This window comes from Meridianimarinicoccus zhengii (assembly GCF_003254465.1).
GTDB lineage: Bacteria > Pseudomonadota > Alphaproteobacteria > Rhodobacterales > Rhodobacteraceae > Meridianimarinicoccus > Meridianimarinicoccus zhengii.
In genome coordinates this window covers 24,745-49,083 of record NZ_QDFI01000013.1, presented here as the reverse complement: position 1 = coordinate 49,083, position 24,339 = coordinate 24,745, and the positions used below count along the sequence as shown (strand labels likewise).

General features: G+C 65.8%; 23 protein-coding genes. 20 read left to right on the top strand and 3 right to left on the bottom strand.

Annotated features, from left to right (window positions below; genetic code table 11):
- Positions 1-2: 2 nt before the first annotated feature.
- The 19 genes from DDE13_RS06285 to DDE13_RS06195 all read left to right on the top strand — a co-directional run bounded on the left by DDE13_RS06285 (position 3) and on the right by DDE13_RS06195 (position 20,915).
- On the top strand, positions 3-245 hold the full coding sequence (locus DDE13_RS06285; RefSeq protein WP_111402572.1) for a DUF5337 domain-containing protein: 243 nt from the start codon (positions 3-5) through the stop codon (positions 243-245).
- A 10-nt stretch (positions 246-255) separates the two neighbouring features.
- A complete protein-coding gene (gene nuoF, locus DDE13_RS06280) occupies positions 256-1,551 on the top strand; it encodes an NADH-quinone oxidoreductase subunit NuoF (protein ID WP_111402570.1) in 1,296 nt (431 codons plus the stop codon).
- Positions 1,552-1,582: 31 nt separating this feature from the next.
- On the top strand, positions 1,583-1,786 hold the full coding sequence (locus DDE13_RS06275; RefSeq protein WP_222626040.1) for a hypothetical protein: 204 nt from the start codon (positions 1,583-1,585) through the stop codon (positions 1,784-1,786).
- Positions 1,777-2,184, top strand: a complete 408-nt coding sequence (locus DDE13_RS06270) for a DUF5333 family protein (protein WP_111402566.1) — start codon at positions 1,777-1,779, stop codon at positions 2,182-2,184. Before DDE13_RS06275 ends, DDE13_RS06270 begins: the two co-directional genes overlap by 10 nt.
- A 55-nt stretch (positions 2,185-2,239) precedes the next feature.
- Positions 2,240-4,261: an NADH-quinone oxidoreductase subunit NuoG gene (gene nuoG / locus DDE13_RS06265; protein ID WP_111402564.1), complete on the top strand. Its 2,022-nt coding sequence runs from the start codon at positions 2,240-2,242 to the stop codon at positions 4,259-4,261.
- A gap of 147 nt (positions 4,262-4,408) precedes the next feature.
- The gene (nuoH, locus tag DDE13_RS06260) at positions 4,409-5,446 is read left to right on the top strand and encodes an NADH-quinone oxidoreductase subunit NuoH (RefSeq protein WP_111402563.1); all 1,038 of its coding nucleotides are present in this window, start codon (positions 4,409-4,411) and stop codon (positions 5,444-5,446) included.
- A 1-nt stretch (position 5,447) separates the two neighbouring features.
- On the top strand, positions 5,448-5,942 hold the full coding sequence (nuoI, locus tag DDE13_RS06255; RefSeq protein ID WP_111402561.1) for an NADH-quinone oxidoreductase subunit NuoI: 495 nt from the start codon (positions 5,448-5,450) through the stop codon (positions 5,940-5,942).
- 21 nt (positions 5,943-5,963) lie between these two features.
- Positions 5,964-6,578 (top strand): NADH-quinone oxidoreductase subunit J, encoded by a 615-nt coding sequence (locus DDE13_RS06250; protein WP_111402559.1) that lies wholly within the window; start codon positions 5,964-5,966, stop codon positions 6,576-6,578.
- 54 nt (positions 6,579-6,632) lie between these two features.
- Positions 6,633-6,938 (top strand): NADH-quinone oxidoreductase subunit NuoK, encoded by a 306-nt coding sequence (nuoK, locus tag DDE13_RS06245; RefSeq protein ID WP_111402557.1) that lies wholly within the window; start codon positions 6,633-6,635, stop codon positions 6,936-6,938.
- A 5-nt stretch (positions 6,939-6,943) separates the two neighbouring features.
- Positions 6,944-9,004, top strand: coding sequence for an NADH-quinone oxidoreductase subunit L (nuoL, locus tag DDE13_RS06240; RefSeq protein ID WP_111402555.1), 2,061 nt, complete (start codon positions 6,944-6,946; stop codon positions 9,002-9,004).
- Positions 9,004-10,548 carry an NADH-quinone oxidoreductase subunit M gene (locus DDE13_RS06235; RefSeq protein WP_111402553.1) on the top strand — a complete coding sequence of 515 codons (1,545 nt, stop codon included), beginning with the start codon at positions 9,004-9,006 and terminating at the stop codon, positions 10,546-10,548. The genes nuoL and DDE13_RS06235 overlap by 1 nt, the downstream gene beginning before the upstream one ends.
- Positions 10,549-10,557: 9 nt before the next feature.
- Positions 10,558-11,997, top strand: a complete 1,440-nt coding sequence (gene nuoN / locus DDE13_RS06230; protein WP_111402551.1) for an NADH-quinone oxidoreductase subunit NuoN — start codon at positions 10,558-10,560, stop codon at positions 11,995-11,997.
- A gap of 1 nt (position 11,998) precedes the next feature.
- On the top strand, positions 11,999-12,748 hold the full coding sequence (locus DDE13_RS06225; protein WP_111402626.1) for a biotin--[acetyl-CoA-carboxylase] ligase: 750 nt from the start codon (positions 11,999-12,001) through the stop codon (positions 12,746-12,748).
- 15 nt (positions 12,749-12,763) lie between these two features.
- A complete protein-coding gene (locus DDE13_RS06220; protein ID WP_111402549.1) occupies positions 12,764-13,540 on the top strand; it encodes a type III pantothenate kinase in 777 nt (258 codons plus the stop codon).
- Entirely contained in the window at positions 13,537-15,207 is a 1,671-nt protein-coding gene (locus DDE13_RS06215) for a ribonuclease J (RefSeq protein ID WP_111402547.1), read from the top strand. The genes DDE13_RS06220 and DDE13_RS06215 overlap by 4 nt, the downstream gene beginning before the upstream one ends.
- Before the next feature lie 59 nt (positions 15,208-15,266).
- A complete protein-coding gene (locus tag DDE13_RS06210; protein WP_111402624.1) occupies positions 15,267-16,886 on the top strand; it encodes a peptide chain release factor 3 in 1,620 nt (539 codons plus the stop codon).
- The gene (locus tag DDE13_RS06205) at positions 16,883-18,148 is read left to right on the top strand and encodes a glycosyltransferase family 4 protein (protein ID WP_111402545.1); all 1,266 of its coding nucleotides are present in this window, start codon (positions 16,883-16,885) and stop codon (positions 18,146-18,148) included. Before DDE13_RS06210 ends, DDE13_RS06205 begins: the two co-directional genes overlap by 4 nt.
- A gap of 129 nt (positions 18,149-18,277) precedes the next feature.
- Complete coding sequence (locus DDE13_RS06200) at positions 18,278-19,771, top strand: DEAD/DEAH box helicase (protein WP_111402543.1); 1,494 nt, start codon at positions 18,278-18,280, stop codon at positions 19,769-19,771.
- Between the two features lie 103 nt (positions 19,772-19,874).
- Positions 19,875-20,915 carry a succinylglutamate desuccinylase/aspartoacylase family protein gene (locus DDE13_RS06195; RefSeq protein WP_111402541.1) on the top strand — a complete coding sequence of 347 codons (1,041 nt, stop codon included), beginning with the start codon at positions 19,875-19,877 and terminating at the stop codon, positions 20,913-20,915.
- Between the two features lie 22 nt (positions 20,916-20,937).
- Here the strand turns inward: DDE13_RS06195 and DDE13_RS06190 are convergent, their stop codons facing one another.
- Positions 20,938-21,855 carry an MBL fold metallo-hydrolase gene (locus DDE13_RS06190; protein WP_111402539.1) on the bottom strand — a complete coding sequence of 306 codons (918 nt, stop codon included), beginning with the start codon at positions 21,853-21,855 and terminating at the stop codon, positions 20,938-20,940.
- Positions 21,856-21,979: 124 nt separating this feature from the next.
- Entirely contained in the window at positions 21,980-22,390 is a 411-nt protein-coding gene (locus DDE13_RS06185; RefSeq protein ID WP_111402537.1) for a metallopeptidase family protein, read from the bottom strand.
- A 57-nt stretch (positions 22,391-22,447) separates the two neighbouring features.
- Between DDE13_RS06185 and gltX the strand changes: the two genes are divergently transcribed.
- Positions 22,448-23,776, top strand: a complete 1,329-nt coding sequence (gene gltX, locus DDE13_RS06180) for a glutamate--tRNA ligase (RefSeq protein ID WP_111402535.1) — start codon at positions 22,448-22,450, stop codon at positions 23,774-23,776.
- Here the strand turns inward: gltX and DDE13_RS06175 are convergent.
- Positions 23,773-24,336 carry a gamma-glutamylcyclotransferase family protein gene (locus tag DDE13_RS06175; RefSeq protein ID WP_111402533.1) on the bottom strand — a complete coding sequence of 188 codons (564 nt, stop codon included), beginning with the start codon at positions 24,334-24,336 and terminating at the stop codon, positions 23,773-23,775. The genes gltX and DDE13_RS06175 overlap by 4 nt on opposite strands.
- Positions 24,337-24,339 lie beyond the last annotated feature (3 nt).

The window sequence follows — 24,339 nt, the reverse complement described above, 5'->3', positions numbered from 1 at the left end:
CGATGGCGGCGCGTCCCCATGCGCAGGACCCGATGCTCGCGCGCAAGGCGCGTTTGGCCGCGGGTGTGATGGCGGGCACCGCCATCCTGTGGCTGGGGGCGCAAGCGCTGGGGGCGGCCATGGGCTGGCCCGTGCGCTTCGTCTTCCTGTTCGATTTCGCGGCCCTGGCCGCGCTCTTCTGGGCGCTGGTCGTGACCTTCCAGATTTGGCGTGCGCGCCAGTCCGCCGGGCATGGCGGAGAGTGAGGAAAGTGTGATGCTCAAGGACGAAGACCGTATCTTCACGAATCTCTACGGGATGAAGGACCGGTCCCTGCGCGGCGCACAGGCGCGCGGGCACTGGGACGGCACCGCGAATATTATCGAGAAGGGCCGCGACTGGATCGTGGACCAGATGAAGGCGTCGGGCCTGCGCGGGCGCGGCGGGGCGGGCTTCCCCACCGGGCTCAAGTGGTCCTTCATGCCCAAGGAAAGCGACGGGCGCCCCCATTACCTCGTGGTGAACGCGGACGAATCCGAACCGGGCACCTGCAAGGACCGGGAAATCATGCGCCACGATCCGCACACGCTGATCGAGGGCTGCCTGATCGCATCCTTCGCGATGGGCGCCCATGCCAGCTACATCTACATCCGCGGCGAATACATCCGCGAGAAAGAGGCGCTTCAGGCCGCCATCGACGAGGCGTATGACGCGGGGCTTCTGGGCAAGAACGCGGCCGGGTCGGGCTGGGATTTCGACCTTTATCTCGCGCATGGCGCAGGGGCCTATATCTGCGGCGAGGAGACGGCGCTGATCGAAAGCCTCGAGGGCAAGAAGGGGATGCCCCGCATGAAGCCGCCCTTCCCGGCTGGCGCGGGGCTTTACGGGTGCCCGACCACGGTGAATAACGTGGAATCCATCGCCGTGGTGCCGACGATCCTGCGCCGCGGACCGGACTGGTTCTCGGGCTTCGGACGCCAGAACAACGCGGGCACGAAGATCTTCGCGGTGTCGGGCCACGTCAACAACCCCTGCGTCGTCGAGGAGGCGATGTCGATCCCGTTCGAGGAACTGATCGACAAGCATTGCGGCGGCGTGCGCGGCGGCTGGGACAACCTCAAGGCCGTGATCCCGGGCGGGTCCTCGGTGCCGTGCGTGCGGGGCGAGAAGATCCGCGACGCCATCATGGATTTCGACGCGCTGAAGGAGGTCGGATCGAGCCTCGGGACCGCGGCGGTGATCGTGATGGACAAGGACACGGACATCATCAAGGCGATCTGGCGGCTGTCCAAGTTCTACAAGCATGAAAGCTGCGGGCAGTGCACGCCCTGCCGCGAAGGCACCGGCTGGATGATGCGCGTCATGGACCGGCTGGTGCGCGGCGAGGCGGAGGTCGAGGAAGTCGACATGCTCTTCGACGTGACCAAGCAGGTCGAAGGCCACACTATCTGTGCGCTTGGCGATGCGGCGGCCTGGCCGATCCAGGGCCTGATCCGCAACTTCCGCGACGAGATCGAGGACCGCATCAAGGCCAAGCGCACCGGGCGCCTGAGCGCCGTGGCGGCGGAATGACGGATACGACGAGCAATGAATTGGATATCGCTTGGGACTGATAAACGCGTTGGTGGGACTGTTGAGCAGCACGGTCGGGATGCTCGCGTCGCTCGTGTTCGCCGCGGCCTGGATCACGCATGTGGTGATCTGCATACAGGTGCAGGCGTGGATCCTGCTGGTGATCGGGGTGGTCTTCTTTCCGGTCGGCGTCATCCACGGTCTGATGATCTGGGTGGGTATTCCATGGATGTGATGAAGTGGCCAAAGCGCGTCGCGCTTGTCGGAACGATCGCGGTGACGGTTGCGGCTTGCGCCCCGCGCATGGCCCCGCCGCCCGCCTTTGCCGATTACGCGGCGAACGTGCAGGTGGCACGGCTGCTCGCGGGGGCTTGCCCGTCCGTGGCGCTGGACCAGTCCGCCATGGGGGCGGGGGCGCGCGATCTGGGCGTCGCGCTGCGCGACCAGGGCTTCACCCCCGACGATATCGCGGCCTTCCCGAACACGCTGGACACCGGCGCGATCGAGGCACGCACGCGGGCCTATCTGGCGGCGAACGCGGTGGACCTGGATGCGCCCGCAACGGCCTGCACCGCCGCCCGTGCCGAGATGGACCGCGGCAGCGCGATCGGGGCCTTCCTGACTGCGGGCTGAGAATTTCACACGTGCCGGGGGTCCGTACCCGCGGCAGAGAGACAAGGACAGGGCCATGTCTGACCTGCGCAAGATCATCATCGACGACCGCGAGATCGAGGTCGATCCCGCGATGACGCTGATCCAGGCCTGCGAGGAAGCGGGGATCGAGATCCCGCGCTTCTGCTACCACGAACGGCTGTCCATCGCGGGCAACTGCCGGATGTGTCTCGTGGAGGTCGTAGGCGGCCCGCCCAAACCTGCGGCGAGCTGCGCCATGCAGGTGCGCGACCTGCGCCCCGGCCCCGAAGGTGCGCCGCCTGTGGTCAAGACCAACTCGCCCATGGTCAAGAAGGCCCGCGAGGGCGTGATGGAGTTCCTGCTCATCAACCACCCGCTCGATTGCCCGATCTGCGACCAGGGCGGCGAGTGCGACCTGCAGGACCAGGCGATGGCGTACGGTGTGGATTTCTCGCGCTACCGCGAACCGAAGCGGGCGTCGGAGGACCTCGATCTCGGGCCGCTCGTGGAAACCCACATGACCCGCTGCATTTCCTGCACGCGCTGTGTGCGATTCACGACCGAGGTCGCGGGGATCAGCCAGATGGGCCAGACCGGCCGGGGCGAGGATAGCGAGATCACGTCGTACCTGGGCGAGACGCTGTCGAGCAACCTGCAGGGCAACATCATCGACCTGTGCCCGGTGGGGGCGCTGGTGTCGAAACCCTATGCCTTCACCGCGCGGCCGTGGGAACTGACCAAGACCGAAAGCATCGACGTGATGGATGCGCTGTGCAGCAACATCCGCGTGGACACCAAGGGGCGCGAGGTCATGCGCTTTCTACCGCGCAACCACGACGGCGTGAACGAGGAATGGCTGGGCGACAAGTCGCGCTTCGTCTGGGACGGGCTGCGCCGCCAGCGGCTCGACAGGCCCTATATCCGCGAGAACGGCAAGCTGCGCCCCGCAAGCTGGGAGGAGGCATTGTCGGCCACCGCCGAAGCGATGTCAGGCAAGCGCGTCGCCGGGCTTGTGGGCGATCTGGTCCCGACCGAGGCCGCCTTTGCGCTGAAGCAGTTGGTCGAAGGCCTGGGCGGCAAGGTCGAGTGCCGCACCGACGGCGCGGCGCTGCCTGCCGGCAACCGCTCGGGCTATGTCGGGACGGCGTCCATCGCGGATATCGACGACGCGCGCATGATCCTCCTCGTGGGCACGAACCCGCGGGACGAGGCACCGGTGCTGAACGCGCGCATCCGCAAGGCATGGCTGCAAGGTGCCGAGATTGCGGTGATCGGGGAAGCCGTGGATCTGACTTATGGCTATTACCACGCGGGGGCAGGGCCGGATGCGCTCGTGTCGATGGCCGAGGAAGAGGTCAGCGAAGAGACGCGTGCGAAGAAGACGCTGGTGATCGTGGGGCAGGGCGCGCTGACCCGTCCCGATGGCCCGGCAGTGCTGAGCCAGGCGATGCGCATGGCGGAACGCTCGGGCTCGGGCCTGCTGGTGCTGCACACCGCCGCGGGGCGCGTGGGCGCGATGGATGCGGGTGCCGTGACCGAAGGCGGCGTCGATGCCGCGCTCGACGGGGCCGAAGTGGTCTATGCCCTTGGCGTGGACGAGATGGAGATTCCCGCCGGACCCACGGTGATCTACCAGGGCAGCCACGGCGACCGGGGCGCGCATCGGGCGGACATCATCCTGCCCGCCGCCGCGTGGACCGAGGAACAGGGACTTTTCGTCAACACCGAAGGCCGGCCGCAACTGGCGTTGCGCGCCGGATTCCCGCCGGGCGATGCCAAGGAAAACTGGGCGATCCTGCGCGCCCTGTCGCCGCGGCTCGGCCACCAGTTGCCCTATGACACGCTGGCGGCACTCCGCCGCGCGCTCGTGGACGAGGTACCGCATCTCGCGCAGATCGACACGGTGCCAGACAACGATTGGGCCCCGCTGCCACTGGCCGCGCCTGACAGCGCCCGCCTCGTGAATGCTCTGGCCGATCACTACCTGACCAACCCGATCGCCCGTGCTTCCACGCTGATGGCGGAACTGAGCGCCGCGGCACGCGCCCGCGGCCACCATCCCATGGCGGCGGAATGATGATCTGCGCTGCACCGCGACATCTTCGCACAAGCCCGTGCGCGATGGCTGGAAAACGCCCCGCGCATGCTGTTTACCCCGGCCAACAGGCGCGCCGCGGGGACACGCCCGGCGGGGCCGGTCCCTTGACACCGGAGGACACCGTTCATGGCTGATTTCTTCGCCACCACTCTCGGGATCGGGGTCATCATCGTCGCCCAATGTCTTGCGGTGCTTGGCTTCGTCATGGTGTCGCTGCTGTTCCTCGTCTACGGCGACCGCAAGATTTGGGCCGCCGTGCAGATGCGCCGCGGCCCGAACGTGGTGGGCCCATGGGGTCTGCTTCAGACCGTCGCCGACGCGCTGAAATACGTGGTCAAGGAAATCGTCGTGCCCGCGGGCGCGGACCGGACCGTGTTCATGCTCGCCCCGCTCACGAGCTTTGTTTTGGCGGTGCTCGCGTGGGCCGTGATCCCGTTCAACGACACGTGGGTGCTGGCCGATATCAACGTGGCCATCCTGTTCGTCTTCGCCGTGTCCTCGCTCGAGGTGTACGGCGTCATCATGGGCGGTTGGGCGTCGAACTCCAAATACCCCTTTCTCGGGAGCCTGCGATCCGCGGCGCAGATGATCTCTTACGAAGTGTCCATCGGGCTGATCATCGTGGGTGTCATCATCTCCACGGGGTCGATGAATTTCGGCGACATCGTGCGCGCACAGGACGGCAGCCTCGGGTTCTTCAACTGGTACTGGCTGCCGCATCTGCCCATGGTGGTGCTGTTCTTCGTGTCGGCGCTGGCGGAAACGAACCGCCCGCCTTTCGACCTGCCGGAGGCGGAATCCGAACTCGTGGCGGGCTACCAGGTAGAATACTCGTCCACGCCGTTCCTGCTGTTCATGGCCGGCGAATACATCGCCATCTTCCTGATGTGTGCGTTGATGAGCCTCTTGTTCTTCGGCGGCTGGCTGTCGCCCATCCCCGGCCTCCCTGACGGGCCGATCTGGATGGTCGGCAAGATGGCGGTGTTCTTCTTCCTCTTCGCCATGGTGAAGGCGGTGGTGCCGCGCTATCGCTACGACCAGTTGATGCGGATCGGCTGGAAGGTTTTCCTGCCCATGTCGCTCGCCTGGGTCGTGATCGTGGCATTCCTTGCGAAATTCGAACTGTTCGGCGGCGCTTACGCCCGCTGGGCCGTGGGAGGCTGACATGACGGCAATCGACTGGACCCGCGCGGGCAAGTATTTCCTGATGCAGGATTTCATCCATGGTCTGCGTCTGGGGATGAAATACTTCCTCGCGCCCAAGGCCACGGTGAACTATCCCCATGAAAAAGGGCCGCTGTCGCCCCGGTTCCGGGGCGAGCACGCCCTGCGCCGCTATCCCAACGGCGAGGAGCGCTGCATCGCGTGCAAGCTGTGCGAGGCGATCTGTCCGGCGCAGGCCATCACCATCGACGCCGAACCGCGCGAGGACGGGTCGCGTCGCACAACGCGCTACGACATCGACATGACCAAGTGCATCTATTGCGGCTTCTGCCAGGAAGCCTGCCCGGTGGATGCCATCGTCGAGGGGCCGAATTTCGAATTCTCCGCCGAAACCCGCGAGGAGCTGTTCTACAACAAGGCCAAGCTTCTGGAGAACGGCGACCGCTGGGAAGCCGAGATCGCCCGCAATCTCGAAATCGACGCGCCCTATCGCTGAATCCGGCCCGGAGGAACACCCATGACCGTCGCCGCCATCGCCTTCTACGCCTTCGCCATCGGGGTCATCGCCGGGGGGCTGTTCACCGTGATCGCGCGCAACCCCGTGCATTCCGTGTTGTGGCTGATCCTCGCCTTCCTGTCCTCGGCCGGTCTGTTTGTCCTGCTCGGGGCCGAATTCGTCGCGATGCTTCTGGTGATCGTCTATGTGGGCGCGGTTGCGGTGCTGTTCCTGTTCGTGGTGATGATGCTCGACGTGAATTTCGCCGAGTTGAAGGCGGAAATGGCGAAATACATCCCCATTGCGCTGCTGATCGGGATCGTGATCCTGATGCAGTTGTCGCTGGCCTTCGGGGTCTGGCAGGTCGCACCAGACGCGATGGACCTGCGCGCCAACGTCACACCCGCGCCGGAAGAACTGCACAACACCGCGGCGCTGGGGATGCTGATCTACGACCGCTACTTCCTTTTGTTTCAACTGGCCGGCCTGATCCTGCTGGTGGCCATGATCGGCGCCATCGTACTGACCCTGCGCCACCGCGCGGACATCAAGCGTCAGGACGTGCTGGCGCAGATGTACCGCGACCCGGCCAAGGCGATGGAACTCAAGGACGTGAAGCCCGGGCAGGGTCTCTGACCGCGCGGCGCATCGAATAACGACGACACGGGCCAAAGACCCGGAGGGACATGGATGATTGGACTTGAACACTATCTCGCGGTGGCGGCGACGCTGTTCGTGATCGGCATCTTCGGGCTGTTCCTGAACCGCAAGAACGTCATCATCATCCTGATGTCGATCGAACTGATCCTGCTGGCGGTCAACATCAACCTCGTGGCGTTCTCCAGCCATCTCGGCGATCTGACCGGGCAGGTCTTCACCCTGTTCGTGCTGACCGTCGCCGCCGCCGAGGCCGCGATCGGCCTTGCCATCCTCGTCTGCTTCTTCCGCAACCGCGGAACGATCGCGGTCGAGGACGTGAACAACATGAAGGGCTGAGGCGCATGGAAACGATCATCCTTTTCGCCCCGCTGGTCGGCGCGCTGATCTGTGGCTTCGGCTGGAAATTCATTGGCGAACAGGCCGCGATGTATGTCACCACGGGCCTGCTGTTCCTGGCCTGCCTGCTGTCCTGGGTGGTGTTCATCGGCTTCGACGGCACCACGCGGACCATCGACCTGTTGCGCTGGATCGAAAGCGGCTCGCTTAGTACTTCATGGGGTATCCGGCTCGACCGGCTGACGGCGATCATGTTGATCGTGGTCACGACCGTGTCCGCGCTCGTGCATCTCTACAGCTTCGGCTACATGGACCACGACCCGCAATGGCGCGAGGGCGAGGTCTACAAGCCGCGCTTCTTCGCCTATCTGTCGTTCTTCACCTTCGCCATGCTGATGCTGGTGACGTCGGACAACCTCGTGCAGATGTTCTTCGGCTGGGAAGGCGTGGGCGTCGCGTCCTACCTGCTGATCGGGTTCTACTACCGCAAGCCGTCGGCCAACGCGGCTGCCATCAAGGCCTTCGTGGTCAACCGGATCGGCGATTTCGGCTTCGCGCTGGGGATTTTCGCGCTGTTCTTCCTGACGGACAGCATCAATTTCGACGTGGTATTCGCGGCCGGGCCGGAACTGGCGGAAACGCAACTGTTCTTCCTGTGGCGCGACTGGACGGCATCGGAAATCGTGGCGTTCCTGCTGTTCATCGGGGCGATGGGCAAGTCGGCGCAACTCTTCCTGCACACATGGTTGCCCGACGCGATGGAAGGCCCGACCCCGGTGTCGGCGCTGATCCACGCAGCCACGATGGTCACGGCGGGCGTATTCCTTGTTTGCCGCATGTCGCCGATCATGGAATTCGCACCCAACGCGATGACCTTCGTGACGTTCCTCGGGGCGACGACCGCGTTCTTCGCGGCGACCGTGGGGCTGGTGCAGAACGACATCAAGCGCGTCATCGCCTATTCGACCTGCTCGCAGCTCGGTTACATGTTCGTCGCGGCCGGTGTGGGCGTCTACTCGGTGGCGATGTTCCACCTTCTGACGCATGCCTTTTTCAAGGCAATGCTGTTTCTTGGCGCGGGGTCGGTCATCCACGCGATGCACCACGAGCAGGACATGCGGAACTATGGCGGGCTGCGCAAAAAGATCCCCCTGACCTTCGCCGCCATGATGATCGGTACGCTGGCCATCACGGGCGTCGGCATTCCGCTTACCCATATCGGGTTCGCCGGGTTCCTGTCCAAGGATGCGGTAATCGAAAGCGCGTGGGCGGGAACGAACGGGGCTGCGGACTATGCGTTCTGGATGCTGGTGATCGCCGCGGCCATGACCAGCTTCTACAGCTGGCGGCTGATCTTCCTGACCTTCTACGGCGCGCCGCGGGGCGACCACCACACCCACGATCATGCCCATGAAAGCCCGCGCGTGATGCTGATCCCGCTGGGTGTGCTGGCGGTCGGGTCGGTGCTGGCGGGGATGGTCTGGTACAACTCGTTCTTTGGCGACCATGACAGCGTCAACGACTTCTTCGGCATCCCCCACCACGTGGAGGCGTCAGAGGGCGGTGACCATGCCGCAGAGGGCGCCGACTCCGCGCCCGCGCACGGGCCGGTCGAATTCGGCGGCATCTACATGGCCCCCGACAACCACGTCATGGACGACGCGCACCACGCGCCGAAATGGGTGAAGGTGTCGCCCTTCGTTGCGATGGTGCTGGGCCTCGGGCTCGCATGGGTAATGTATATCCGCCGCCCCGAGCTTCCGGGCAAGGTCGCCGCAGCCAACTGGCCGCTCTACCAGTTCCTGCTCAACAAGTGGTATTTCGACGAGATCTTCGATTTCCTCTTCGTGCGGCCCGCAAAGTCGGCGGGTCGTCTGCTGTGGAAATACGGTGACGGCGCGACCATCGACGGCGGGATCAACGGGCTTGCCATGGGGATCATCCCGTTCTTCACGCGGCTCGCGGGGCGGGCGCAGTCCGGGTATCTCTTCCACTATGCTTTCGCCATGGTCCTCGGGATCGCGGTGCTGCTGACCCTGATGACGCTCACCGGAGGGGCGGAGTAATGGCAAACCTTCTGTCGATCGTCACCTTCCTGCCCGCGGTGGCGGCGCTGATCCTTGCGCTGTTCCTGCGGGGCGAGGATGAAGATGCGCAGCGCAATGCCAAGTGGGTGGCGCTGGCCGCGACGGTGCTGACCTTCCTGCTGTCACTGTTCATCTATGCCGGGTTCGACCCCGCCAACACGGATTTCCAGTTCGTCGAGGACCGCGAATGGATCCTCGGGCTGCGCTACAAGATGGGCGTGGACGGGATCTCGGTCCTGTTCGTGCTGCTCACGACGTTCCTGATGCCGCTGACCATTGCCGCGTGCTGGACAGTCAAGACGCGGGTGAAGGAATACATGATCGCGTTCCTTGTGCTGGAAACGCTCATGCTGGGCGTGTTCTGCGCGCTGGATCTCGTGCTGTTCTACCTGTTCTTTGAGGCCGGTCTGATCCCGATGTTCCTCATCATCGGCATCTGGGGCGGGGCGAACCGCATCTACGCGAGCTTCAAGTTCTTCCTGTATACCTTCCTCGGCTCCGTGCTGATGCTGGTGGCGATGATCGCCATGGCGTGGGACGCGGGCACGACGGACATCCCGACCCTGCTGACGCACAGCTTCGGCTCCGAGAGTTTCAACCTGTTGGGCGTGCATGTCGTGGGCGGCATGCAGACACTGCTGTGGATCGCGTTCTTCGCGTCCTTCGCGGTCAAGATGCCCATGTGGCCGGTCCATACATGGCTACCCGACGCCCACGTGCAGGCGCCGACCGCCGGGTCGGTCGTTCTGGCGGCGATCCTGCTGAAGATGGGCGGCTACGGCTTCCTGCGGTTTTCGCTGCCGATGTTCCCCGTGGCCTCGGAACTGCTGGCACCGCTCATCCTGTGGCTGTCGGCCATCGCCATCGTCTATACGTCCCTCGTGGCGCTGGTGCAGTCGGACATGAAGAAGCTGATCGCCTATTCGTCCGTGGCGCACATGGGATACGTGACCGCCGGCATCTTCTCGATCAACCAGCAGGGGCTCGATGGCGCGATCTTCCAGATGGTGTCGCACGGCTTCATCTCGGGCGCGCTGTTCCTGTGCGTCGGCGTGATCTACGACCGGATGCACACGCGGGAGATCGACGCCTATGGCGGGCTGGTGAACCGCATGCCGGCCTACGCGCTGATCTTCATGCTGTTCACCATGGCCAATGTGGGGCTGCCGGGCACGTCCGGGTTCGTGGGCGAATTCCTGACGCTGATGGGCATGTTCCAGGCAAACACATGGGTCGCGGCGGTGGCGACGACGGGCGTGATCCTGTCGGCGGCCTATGCGCTCTGGCTCTATCGGCGAGTGGTGTTCGGCGATCTCATCAAGGAAAGTCTGAAATCCATCACCGACATGACCCTGCGCGAGCGCGCGATCTTCGCGCCGCTCGTGGTCATGACCATCCTGCTCGGGGTGTATCCCAGCCTCGTCATCGACATCACCGGCCCCGCCGTCGCGGCGCTTCTGTCGGACCATCAGACCGCGCTTCTGGACGCCGCTTCGGGTGTTCAGGTCGCGGCACAGCACTGAGAGCATGCCATGATCGCTGCCGATCTTTCCGTCATCCTGCCCGAGATCGTCCTGTCGCTCTATGCGATGGCGGCACTGCTGATCGCGGTCTACAATGGCAAGGACGCCGTGGCATCGCTCGTGCTGCGACTGACCGTGGCCGTGCTGTTCCTTGCGGCCCTCTGGGTCGGGCTCGACCACAACGACACGCGGGTCGGTTTCGGCGGCATGTTCATCGACGACGGCTTCGCGCGTTTCGCGAAAGTGACGATCCTGCTCGCGGCCAGTGCCGTGCTGCTGATGAGCGAAAACTACATGGCCCGGCGCAACCTTCTGCGCTTCGAATACCCGATCCTGATCGTGCTTGCCGTGGTCGGCATGATGGTCATGGTGTCGGCTGGCGACCTGATGGCGCTCTACATGGGGCTGGAGCTGCAGTCGCTGGCGCTTTATGTCGTGGCGGCCCTGCGGCGCGACAGCGTGAAATCGACCGAAGCGGGCCTGAAATACTACGTGCTCGGCGCGCTCAGTTCGGGCTTGCTGCTTTATGGCGCCTCGCTGACCTATGGGTTCGCGGGCACGACGGAATTCGCGGGCATCCTGCAAGCGACGCAGTCGGGCGATCTGTCGCTCGGGCTGCTGTTCGGTCTGGTTTTCCTGATCTCGGGGCTGGCGTTCAAGGTGTCCGCGGCGCCGTTCCACATGTGGACCCCGGATGTCTACGAAGGCTCGCCCACACCCGTGACCGCGTTCTTCGGCACCGCGCCCAAGATGGCGGCGATGGCGCTGTTCGCCCGCGTCGCCCATGACGCGTTCGGTGCCGCGACGGCGGACTGGGGGCAGGTGGTGGCGCTGCTCAGCGTGGCCTCCATGTTCCTTGGCGGGATCGCCGCGATCGGGCAGACCAACATCAAGCGTCTGATGGCGTATTCGTCCATCGCCCATATGGGTTACGCGCTGATGGGGCTGGCGGCGGGCACGGCCTTTGGGGTGCAGGCGATGCTGGTCTACATGGCGATCTACGTCACCATGAACGTGGGCACCTTCGCCTTCATCATGACCATGAGCCGCAACGGCCAGCCCGTCACCGACATCGCGTCGCTGAACAACCTGTCGGCGCGCGATCCGCTCAAGGCGCTCGCGATGCTGGTGCTGATGTTCAGCCTTGCGGGCGTGCCTCCGCTGGTCGGGTTCTTCGGCAAGTACTACGTGCTGAACGCGGCGCTTCAGGCCGACATGGCGTGGCTGGCCGTGGCCGGGGTGATCGCGTCGGTGATCGGTGCGTTCTACTACCTGCGGATTGTCTACTACATGTATTTCGGGACCGAGACCGACCCGCTGGACACGGTCGAAACGCCGCTTCTGACCAGTCTCGTGGTGGCGTCCGCCGCGGTGATGGTCGTCGGGATCATCAACCTCTTCGGGGTCGAGGGTTTCGCGGCGGTGGCGGCGGCGTCGCTTGTCCAGTAGCCTGCCGAATTGGCCTGCCGGCTATGACCGGCGGGTGTTCCCAGAGATCGACAGCACCAACGCCGAAGCCGCGCGGCTGGCGCCCACGCTCGCCGGCCCGACATGGCTTCTGGCGCTGCGCCAGACCGCGGGACGGGGGCGGCGCGGCCGGGCCTGGACCGACCCGCCGGGCAATTTCGCCGCGACGCTGGTGATGCGCGTCGAAGGCGACGCGGCCGCCGCCGCGCAACGGTCCTTCGTGGCGGCGCTGGCGCTGGCCGATGCGCTGACGCAGGCGACCGGGCGGCCCGAAAGCATCGCCCTGAAATGGCCCAACGACGTGCTGATGAACGGCGCCAAGGTCGCGGGCATTCTGCTGGAGACAGCCGGGCAGGGGGGTGTCATCGCGCCGCTCGCCATCGGGATAGGCGTGAACCTTGCCCATGCGCCCGACACGACCGCGCTGGAACCCGGCGCGCTCGCACCGACATCGGTCCTGTCCGCCACCGGCGCGCAATTGGACCCTGAGACTTTCCTGGCACTTCTCGCCCCGGCCTTCGCGCAGTGGGAAACGCGGCTGGTCACCCACGGCTTCGGCCCGCTGCGGCGCGCGTTCCTCGATCGCGCCGCGCGGCTGGGCGACACGATTACCGCGCGGACAGGCAGCGACACGATCACCGGGACCTTCACCGATATCGACGACACCGGCGCGCTTGTGCTGATCACGGCGCGCGGGCGACAGACGGTGCAGGCCGCCGACATTTTTTTCTGACGAAAGGCACCGCCCATGCTGCTGGCCATCGATTGCGGCAACACCAATACCGTATTCTCGATCTGGGACGGCGCCGATTTCGTGGCGACCTGGCGGACATCCACATATCACGGGCGCACGGCGGACCAGTATTTCGTCTGGCTCAACGCGCTGATGCAGGCCGCGAAGCTGGACGTGAACATCACCGGCGCGATCATTTCCTCCACCGTGCCGCGGGTGGTGTTCAACCTGCGCGTGCTCTGCAACCGCTATTTCGAATGCCGTCCGCTGGTCGTGGGGCGGCCGGAATGCCGACTGCCGGTTGATGTGCGGGTCGATCCGGGCACCAATGTCGGCCCCGACCGGCTGGTGAACACGGTGGGCGCGCATGACCTGTTCGGCGGCGATCTGATAGTGGTGGATTTCGGCACGGCCACGACCTTCGACGTGGTGGACCATGACGGGGCCTATATCGGCGGCGTGATCGCGCCCGGCGTGAACCTGAGCCTCGAGGCGCTGCACCAGGCCGCGGCGGCGCTGCCCCATATCGACATCGCGACGCCCACGCGTGTCATCGGCAAGAACACGGTCGATTGCATGCAGTCGGGGGTGTTCTGGGGCTATGTCGGCTTGATCCGCGAGATCACAGCGCGTATCCGCGCGGAACATGGCCGCCCGATGCGCGTGATCGCGACCGGCGGGCTGGCCCCATTGTTTCAACAGGGCGACGTGTTATTTGACGCCTTCGACGAACGCCTGACGATGCACGGCCTGACCGTCATCCACGAACATAACAAGGACGCCGCCCCATGAGCACCGACCGACTGATCTACCTCCCGCTCGGCGGAGCCGGAGAGATCGGCATGAACGCCTATGTCTACGGCTACGGGCCCGCGGGGAAGGAACGGCTGATCCTGGTGGATCTGGGCGTGGCGTTTCCGGACATGGACACGTCGCCCGGTGTGGACCTGATCTTTCCGGACATGGCATGGCTGATCGAACGCGCCGACCGGCTGGACGGCATCTTCATCACCCATGCCCACGAAGATCACGTGGGGGCCATCGGGCACCTTTGGTCGCAACTGCGCGCGCCGGTCTATTGCCGGGCCTTCACGGCCAATATCGCGCGCCGCAAGATGGAAGAACAGGGCCAGCCCAAGGCCGAGGTCCGGGAAATCGACGCGCTGCCGCACATGGTAGATGCGGGTCCCTTCCGGGTCGGCTACCTGCCAACGTCCCATTCGATCCCGGAAACCTCGGCTGTCGTGATCGACACCCCGGCGGGGCGCGTGGTGCACACAGGCGATTTCAAGCTCGACAAGACCCCGATCCTGGGCGCGCCCTTTGACGAGGCGGCGTGGGCCGAGGTCGCAAGGCTCGGCGTTCTGGCGCTTGCCTGCGACAGCACGAACGTGTTCAGCGCGCATCCGGGCCGGTCCGAAGCGACGCTCGCCCCGGACATCGCGGAACTGGTGCAGAACGCACCGGGCATGGTGGTCGCGACGACCTTCGCCTCGAATGTGGCACGGCTGAAGACGCTGGCCGATGCGGGGATTGCGGCGGGCCGCTCGGTGGTGCTGCTGGGGCGCGCGATGCACAGGATGGTGCGCGCAGCGGAAGATACCGGCGTGATCGATTCCTTTCCCCCCACGATCCCTGTCGAACAGGCGGGCCAAGTCCCGCGCGAGAACCTGATGCTGATCGTCACCGGCAGCCAGGGCGAACGGCGGGCGGCCTCCGCCCAGCTGGCCCGCGGCAAGTATTTGGGGCTGGAGATGAAAGAGGGGGACCTGTTCCTCTTTTCCTCCAAGACGATCCCCGGCAACGAACGGGGCGTGCTTAAGATCATCAACGCCTTCTCGGAGAAGGGCGTGGACGTGGTCGACGACAGCGCGGGGCGGTATCATGTCTCAGGCCACGCGAACCGGCCCGACCTCGAATTCGTCCATGACCTGATGAACCCGCAGATCGTGGTGCCCATGCATGGCGAACATCGCCACCTGCGCGAACACACCAAGCTGGCGCAGGCGCGCGGGCGGGCGGGTGTGCTGGCGCCCAACGGGACCATGCTGGAACTGACCGGCAACGCGCCGCGCGTGGTGGAATACGTGGAAACGGGCCGGGTTTATCTGGATGGCTCGGTGCAGGTCGGGGCGCTCGACGGCGTGGTGCGCGAACGCATCCGCATGGCGCTGAACGGGCATGTCATGGTGAACGTGCTGATCGACGAGGATGACGAACCGCTGGGCGAACCGTGGTGCGAAGCGATGGGCCTGCCGGAAAAGGGCCGCTCAGGTGCGCCGCTGACCGACGTGCTGGAAGCCGATATCGACCGGATGCTGGGCCGCGCCGACGACGACCTTTTGGTGGACGACGACAAGCTGACCGAGGAAATCCGCCGCATCGCGCGCAACACCGCCAACACGGAAATCGGGCGCAAGCCGGAGATCACCGTGGTCATCTCGCGCCTGTCGAACTGACAGAATTGATCAGCGGGGCCGCGATTGCGCAGGCCCCGCCGCGGCGCTATACGCCGCCCATGTCAGAGCCAAGCCTCAGCCGAAACGCCAACGCCCCCACCCTGCCGCCGGAAATCGCCCGGCGCCGGACCTTTGCCATCATCTCGCACCCCGACGCGGGCAAGACCACGCTGACGGAAAAGTTCCTGCTCTATGGCGGCGCGATCCAGATGGCCGGTCAGGTCCGCGCCAAGGGGGAAGCGCGGCGCACCCGGTCGGATTTCATGAAGATGGAACAGGACCGGGGCATTTCCGTATCGGCCTCGGCCATGTCCTTCGATTTCGATGGGCACCGGTTCAATCTCGTGGACACGCCCGGCCACTCGGACTTTTCCGAGGACACCTATCGCACGCTCACGGCGGTGGACGCGGCGGTCATGGTAATCGATGGCGCCAAGGGCGTGGAAAGCCAGACCCGCAAACTGTTCGAGGTCTGCCGCCTGCGCGACCTGCCGATCCTGACCTTCTGCAACAAGATGGACCGAGAAGCGCGCGACACCTTCGAGATCATCGACGAGATCCAGGAAAACCTCGCCATCGACGTGACGCCGGCAAGCTGGCCGATTGGGATGGGGCGCGATTTTCTCGGCTCCTATGATCTCATCAACGACCGTCTTGACCTGATGGAGCGCGCCGACCGCAACAAGGTCGCGCAAAGCATCCAGATCAGCGGGCTGGACGATCCGAAGCTGGCCGATCACGTCCCCGCACATCTGCTCGACAAGCTGCGCGAGGAGGTGGAGATGGCCCGCGGCCTTCTGCCCGCGCTCGACGTGCAGGCGGTGCGCGACGGCACCATGACGCCGATCTGGTTCGGTTCGGCCATCAACTCCTTCGGCGTGCAGGAACTGATGCAGGGCATCGCAAGGCTAGGCCCGGAACCCCAGCCTCAACGCGCCACACCGCGCCAGATCGCGCCAGATGAACCGAACGTGTCGGGCTTCGTGTTCAAGGTACAGGCGAACATGGACCCGAAGCACCGCGACCGCGTGGCCTTCGTCCGGCTGGCATCGGGGCATTTCACCCGCGGCATGAAGCTGACCCATGTGCGCAGCAAGAAGGTGATGACCGTGGCGTCCCCGGTGATGTTCCTTGCCGCCGACCGGGAACTGGCCGAAGAAGCCTGGGCGGGCGACATCATCGGCATCCCGAACCACGGCCAGCTGCGCATCGGCGATACGCTGACGGAAGGGGAGGCGTTGCGCGTCACCGGCATCCCCAGCTTCGCGCCGGAACTGCTGCAATCGGTGCGCGCGATGGACCCTATGAAGGCCAAGCATCTCGACAAGGCGCTGATGCAGTTCGCCGAGGAAGGCGCGGCCAAGGTGTTCAAGCCGATGATCGGGTCGGGCTTCATCGTGGGCGTCGTGGGCGGGCTGCAGTTCGAGGTTCTGGCAAGCCGGATCGAGCTGGAATACGGCCTGCCGGTGCGCTTCGAGGGGTCGCAATTCACCTCCGCCCGCTGGGTGACTGGGCCGAAGGCGAAGGTGGAGGCCTTCGTGCAGGGCAACAAGGGCCATATCGCGCACGACAATGACGGCGACATTGTCTATCTGACGCGGTTGCAATGGGACATTGACCGGATCGTCCGGGACCATCCGGAGCTGACGCTCAGTGCCACGAAGGAAATGATGGTGTGAGCCGGGTCGTCCTGTATGACTGCGGGCGGCTCATGGCGCGGGCGAAGTCCGCCACGCCCACAGGCATCGACCGGGTGGATCTGCGCTATCTCGACCATTTCCTGAACGATCCCGATACCAGGGTAATCGGTGTGGCGCAGAAGCGCGATGCGCTCGCGGTCTATGCCGATGGCGACGTGCGCGCAATCCACGGGCTACTGTGCAAGCGCTGGCTCGACCGCGCGCCCATGACGCGCGCGGAGGCGCGGGCGACCCGCCGCATCTATCTGCGCGGCAAGGCGATGGGGCTGGGTCCGAAGATCGTGCAGGCGCTGACCGGCGCCCGGTTTCCGGCCAGCCTGCGGCGGCGGCTGGTGCGGGTCGAAGGACCCGTGGTCTATGTCAACGCGTCGCACAAGGGCATGACGAAACCCGCGCTCTTCGCCGCGCTGCGCGACGATCTGGGGGCGGCGCGGGTGTTCTTCGTACATGATCTGATCCCGATCGACTTTCCAGAGTACGTGCGCCCCGGTCATGACGCGAAGCATGCGGTGCGGATGCGGATCGCGGCGGGGCAGGGGGATCTGGCGATCTTCAACTCGGACTATTCGCGCGACCGCTTTGCCGCCTTCGCCGCGCGCGAAGGGATCGATCCGCCGCCGGGCGTGGTCCTGCATATCGGGGTGGAGCCGCATTTTTTCGCACCGCTGCCGCAGGTGGAAGACCGGGACACGCGCCCGACCTTCGTCACGGTCGGCACCGTGGAGCCCCGCAAGAACCTACGCGTGCTGCTCGATGCGTGGGATATCCTGCGGGCGCGCGGCGGCGCGGTTCCACAATTGCGGGTGATCGGCAAGCGTGGCTGGGTCACTGCGGCGAACGACGGCGATTTCGAACGCGCGGCATCAATGACGCCCGATGTCGTGATGCTCGACCGCGTCGACGACGGGCGGCTGATGGATGAACTCGCGCATGCGCGCGGGCTGCTGTTTCCCAGCTTTACCGAAGGCTGGGGGATGCCGCTGGTCGAGGCCGCGGTGATGGGCCTTCCTGCCATAGCCTCTGACATTCCGGCGTTTCACGAGGCGGCGCAGGGCTGTGCCACGCTCCTCGATCCGGCTGACCCGGGCGCGTGGGCCGATGCGGTCGTCGCCTGGGCCGTGCCCGAAAGCCCCGAACGCGCCGCGGCACTGGCGCGGCTGGCCGGGTTCGTGCCACCGCGATGGGATACCCATTTCGACGGGCTGGAGGCGGCACTGGCCCGACTGCCCCACGTCGATTGACCGGCGGGGCCAAACCCGCTATGACGCGGCACAACTTGGCCATTCGGGCCCAGTGCTGACGCCGGGACGCCCGGTCAATTCGCGTCCCATCACCATCAAGCGCGGCCCCGTGCCGCGGAACGGGACGACATGACGACATTCGCAGATCTCAACCTTGGCCCGAAGGTCATGAAAGCCATAGACGAGGCGGGGTATACCATCCCGACCCCGATCCAGGCCGGTGCCATTCCCCCTGCGCTCGAAGGGCGCGACGTGCTCGGGATCGCACAGACAGGCACGGGCAAGACCGCGTCCTTCACGCTACCCATGATCACCAAGCTGGCGCGCGGCCGCGCGCGCGCCCGGATGCCCCGCAGTCTCGTGCTGGCACCGACCCGCGAACTGGCAGCACAGGTAGCCGAGAATTTCGACACCTATTCCAAGCATGTGAAGCTGTCCAAGGCGCTGCTGATCGGCGGGGTGAGCTTCAAGGAACAGGACCTGCTGATCGACAAGGGCGTGGACGTGCTGATCGCCACACCCGGCCGCCTGCTCGATCATTTCGAACGCGGCAAGCTGCTGCTGACGGGCATCGAGATCATGGTGGTCGACGAGGCCGACCGGATGCTCGACATGGGGTTCATCCCCGATATCGAACGGATCTTCAGCCTGACGCCGTTCACGCGGCAGACGCTGTTCTTCTCGGCTACCATGGCGCCGGAGATCGAGCGGATCACCAACACCTTCCTGTCGAACCCCGCGCGGGTCGAGGTCGCACGGCAGGCCACCGCGTCGGAAACGATCGCGCAGAATGTGGTGGAGTTGAAACCCAGCCGCAAGGACCGACAGGCCAAGGAAAAGCGCGACCTGCTGCGCGCGCTGATCGACGCAGAGGGGGCCGCCTGTTCCAACGCCATCGTCTTCTGCAACCGCAAGTCGGACGTCGACATCGTCGCCAAGTCGCTGGCGAAGTCGGGCTATGACGCGGCGCCGATCCATGGCGACCTCGACCAGTCCCAGCGCACCGCGACGTTGCAGGGCTTCCGCGATGGCAAGCTGCGCTTCCTCGTGGCGTCTGATGTCGCGGCGCGGGGGCTGGATGTGCCGGCGGTGAGCCATGTGTTCAATTTCGACGTGCCCAGCCATGCCGAGGATTACGTGCACCGGATCGGGCGCACGGGCCGGGCGGGCCGCGACGGCAAGGCGCTGATGATCGCGGTGCCGTCGGACGAAAAGAACCTTGCAGCCATCGAGAAGCTGATCGCCAAGGATATCCCGCGGCTCGACAACCCGCTGGGCAATGTCGCCGCCGAGGCCCCTGCCGCCCCGGAAGCGGCTGAAGATGCCCCGAAACCCGCACGGCGCCGTGTCGTCAAGCGCAAGGACAAGCCCGCACCCGAGTCGGAACCGGTCGAGGCGAAGGCCGCCCCTGCACCTGAACAGAAGCACGACAAGCCCGCCGACCCTGCACCGAAGGCAGACACCGCGCCGAAGGCAGACACCGCGCCGAAATCGGCGGGCAAGTCACGCGGACGGTCCGGCGGCGGACGGGGCGGCAACCGGCGCGACGACAACGTGGTCGGCATGGGTGACCATCTGCCCAGTTTCATCGCACTCAGCTTCGAGGAACGGCGCACAGGTTGAACTGGCGCGGCCCTGCACTTGCGCCGCGCGCGGCGCGGTGCAACCTCTCGGGTTATCCGTCCTTCGGAACCGTTTGCATGATCCTGTTCTCCGCGGCCCGCCCATGACGCGCACCGCCTTTGCCATCGGCGGGCAGTTGGTCGCGCCCGGCAAGCGGCGCACCATCAACATGCCCGTCAGCGTGCTGAGCGACCACACGCCGGTCACGATGTCCGCCCATGTCATCCATGGCCGCAAGCCCGGCCCGGTGGTCTGCATCACCGCGGGCATCCATGGCGACGAGGTGATCGGGGTGGAGATCGTGCGCCGTCTGCTGGCGCTTCCACGGCTTGACGGCCTGTCGGGGACGCTGATCGCGGTGCCCATCGTCAACGCTTACGGTTTCATGAACCATTCGCGTTACCTGCCCGACCGGCGCGATCTCAACCGCTGTTTTCCCGGCTCGCCCGGCGGCTCACTTGCCGCGAGGCTGGCGCATCTGCTCCTGTCCGAGGTCGTGGAACGCTGCGATCTGGGGATCGACCTGCATTCGGCGGCGGTGAACCGCACCAACCTGCCGCAGGTACGCGTGGCCCCGGACCAGCCGGAGCTGATGCGGCTGGCGATGCTGTTCGGCGCGCCCGTGGTGCTGCGATCGAAACTGCGCGACGGCAGTCTGCGCATGGCCGCCCAAGACCGCGACATCGGCATCCTGCTTTACGAGGCGGGGGAGGGCCTGCGCTTCGACGAGTACGGCGTCCGTACGGGGGTCACGGGCATCCTGCGCATTCTTGCGGATCGGGGCATGATCCCGCCGCGGTCGGTCCCTAAGGCGCGCAAGCAGCCGATGCTGTGCAAGGCGAGCCTATGGCTTCGCGCGCCGCAGGGCGGCCTGTTGCGCATGTTCCGGTCCGAAGGGGACGTGGTGCAGGCGGGCGACCTGCTGGCGATGGTGTCTGACCCGTTCGGTGAGGTGGAAACCGAGATCACCGCGCCGGAAAAGGGCGTGATCGTGGGGCGCGCCATCATGCCCATCGTGAACGAGGGCGATGCGCTTTTTCATCTTGCCGCCATCGGGTCCGCTGATGTTGCCGAACAGACGGTCGAGGCGCTGGCGAACCAGATGGACGAAAGCACCCTGTTCGACGAGGACGAGATCATCTGATCCCGTCCCCGTTCCGGGCCGTTCAGCCCAGCATCATCTGGTAGCTAGCAGGTACGTAGCGGAACCCGTCGCCGCGGGTTTCCACGAAACCCATGCCGGGGAAGGGCATGTGGTAGCCGATGAACGGCACCTTGTCCGCGGCCAGCATTCCGAGGATGCGGCGGCGCGTGGCGGCAGCGGCGGCCTTGTCCATGTCGAACAGCACCTCCCAGTCGGGATAGCCCAGCGACCAGACATAGTGGTTGGCGAAGTCCGCCGCGACCAGAAGCTGCTGGCCGTCGCTTTCCAGCATGTAGGTCATGTGCCCCGGCGTGTGCCCGAAGGCGGCCATGGCGGTCACGCCCGATGCCACCGATCCGCCATCTTCGAGGAATGTCATGCGGTCGTTCAGCGGGGCCACATTGGTGTCGAACCCTTCGTTGCCCGCGCCGGACCAGTGGTTGTGTTCCGCGGCACCGGTAACGTAGCGTGCATTGGCGAAGGTTTCACCGCTGTCGGCGCGCAGGCCCCCGATATGGTCGCCGTGCATGTGGGTCAGCACGACCGTGTCCACCTGGTCGGGCGTGTAGCCCGCGGCGCCCATCACCTCGGACGTGGCGGCGGCGTTCAGGCCGGTGTCGAACAGGATCAGTTCCGACCCCGTGTTGACGACGGTGGGCGTGAAGAAGAATTGCGCCACGTCAGTCGGAAGGAAATTGTCCGCGGACACAGCCGCGAATTCCTCTTCGCTCACGTTCATGCCGAAGATCGATTGCGGTTCCTCGCGCGGGGCCGTGCCCGCCAGCAGGGTCGTGACCTCGAACCCGCCTAGGGTGAAGCGGTTGAAGCGGGGCATGGCGGGGCCTTTCATTTCGGCGGCGGCAAAGCCGCGCCCGGCCCAGGCGGAAGCGGGCATCGCGGCGGTGGCGGCCAGTGCCTGCCGGCGTGTGATCGTGGTCATGTCATGATCCTCCTGTGTTGGTCGCGCCATGATGGTAAGGCGTTGTCCGCGCGGGGCGAGGCACGATCGCGTGGCCATCGGATCGATCATGCACCCGATCTGTGCCGGAATGCACAACCCGGCGTCATTCCCACCAGCGGTCGATCGCGGCGATGTCGTCGTCCGACCAGCCAAGGTGGTGCGCCAGCTCGTGCACCAGCACATGGGTCACCAGATCCCCCAGCGCGATATCCCCGCGTCCGATCCATTCGTCCAGAATCGCCCGGCGAAAGAGCCAGATCACGTCCGGCTGGCCGGGCTGGTCCATCACGGACTTCTCGGTCAGCGGGATGCCGTCATATAGCCCGGTGAGCGCGAAGGGATCGTCGATCCCGAGATCGTCCAGCATGTCGTCGGTTGCGAGATCCTCGACCCGCAGTGCGACCCCCCGCGCCGCCGCGTCGAAAGGCGCGGGCAGGCTCGCCAGCGCCGCGCGGGCGAGCGTCTCGATCGTGTCGAGATCCGGGGGCATCGTGTCGGACCAGTCGTCAGCCATGCCCCCATATGGACAAGAACGCGCGCCTGTGAAAGACGCATCGCCAAGGAGACGCCCATGACCATCACCCGTTTCGCCCCGTCGCCCACCGGGTATATCCATGTCGGCAACTTGCGCACGGCGCTGTTCAATTACCTTATCGCGCGCAAGGCGGGCGGGACATTCATCCTGCGCATTGACGACACCGACCCGGAGCGGTCGAAGGAGGCGTATGTCGATGCGATCAAGGAAGATCTCGACTGGCTGGGCCTGCACTGGGACCGCGTGGAACGGCAGTCCGAGCGGCTCGACCGCTATGCCGAGGCGGCGGATCACTTGCGCGGGATGGGGCGGTTTTACGAGTGTTTCGAAACGCCGACCGAACTGGACCTGAAGCGTAAGAAACAGCTGAACATGGGTCGCCCGCCCGTCTATGACCGCGCGGCTCTGGACCTGTCGGAGGCCGACCGCGACCGGCTGCGCGCGGAACGCGGGCCCGGGCACTGGCGGTTCAAGCTGGACCAAAGCCGGATCGAATGGACCGATGGCATCCTCGGGGATCTGTCCATCGATGCCGCCAGCGTGTCGGACCCGGTGTTGATCCGCGGTGACGGGCAGGTGCTGTACACGCTCGCGTCGGTCGTGGACGATACCGACATGGGTGTCACGCATGTGGTGCGCGGCTCTGACCATGTGACCAACACAGCGACGCAGATCCAGATGATCGAAGCGCTGGGGGGCGCCGTGCCCGCCTTTGCCCATCATTCTCTGCTGACCGGCCCGCAGGGGGAGGCGCTGTCGAAGCGGCTCGGCACCCTGTCCCTGCGCGACCTGCGCGCGGGTGGGGTAGAGCCGATGGCGCTCCTGTCCCTCATGGCGCGGCTCGGTTCCGCGGACCCGGTGGAGATGCGCGGCTCGGTGGACGATCTTGTCGAGGGGTTCGATCTGGCGCGTTTCGGTTCGGCGCCGACCAAGTTCGACGAGAACGACCTGTTCCCCTTGACCGCCCGCGATCTTGCGTCCCGCGACGTGGCGGCAGTCGCCGCGGATCTCGACGCCGCGGGCGTACCGGCTGATCTGCAGCCGGCCTTCTGGACCGTTGTGCGCGAGAACATCACCACCCGGCACGACATCGCCCCGTGGTGGCAGGTCGTCGCCCATGGTCCGGACCCGCTTGTCGCGCCCGAGGACGCCGATTTCGTGGCGGAAGCCTTCGCGCTGCTGCCCGACCCGCCCTATGATGGCGAAACTTGGGCGACATGGACGGCGGCCGTGAAGGACGCGACGGGCCGCAAGGGGCGCGCACTGTTCATGCCGCTGCGCAAGGCCGTGACCGGGCGCGAACGCGGCCCCGAGATGGCCGATTTCCTGCCATTGCTGCAAGTCAAGCCGCGCCTGCCGGACTAACCTGGGGGCGCGATCGTCACGGGCAGCGCGGCGAGGTGGCGATCCACCATGGCACGCTCCGCCGCCGTCAGGGTCTGGTGGCGCGGGTATAGCGGCGACGTGCGATCATCGATCACGGGCCGGTCCCATCCGGCGGTTGTTTCGAAGAAATGCGCCGCGCCGTCCTGCCCGAACTGGTGCAGGAACCCCTGCACCACCACGTCGAGATAGCTCAGCAGGATCGGGCTGCGGTCAGCGGGCAGGTGGTTGCGGTCGGGCACGGCATAGACCTGCACCGCCGCGTGGTCGGGCAGGTCATGGGTGATCCCGCTGACCACGCCCTGCCGGTCATACCCGTGTTCGCGGGCGTCGAGCGCGGCCCAGTCCGCATCCGGCACCGCGGCGACCAGCCCGTGGATTTCGGCCCCGGCGGGTTCGACCGACAGGAAAGCCTGCGGGGCCAGCGGCGTGCCGCGCCACACCCGCCGCCAGCCTGCCAGCCGCGCGCGGCGTGCGTCGGGATAGGCATGGGTGCGCGTGTTCACGAGCGAGCCGTAGCCGAAGAAATAGTGCCGGTGCATGGG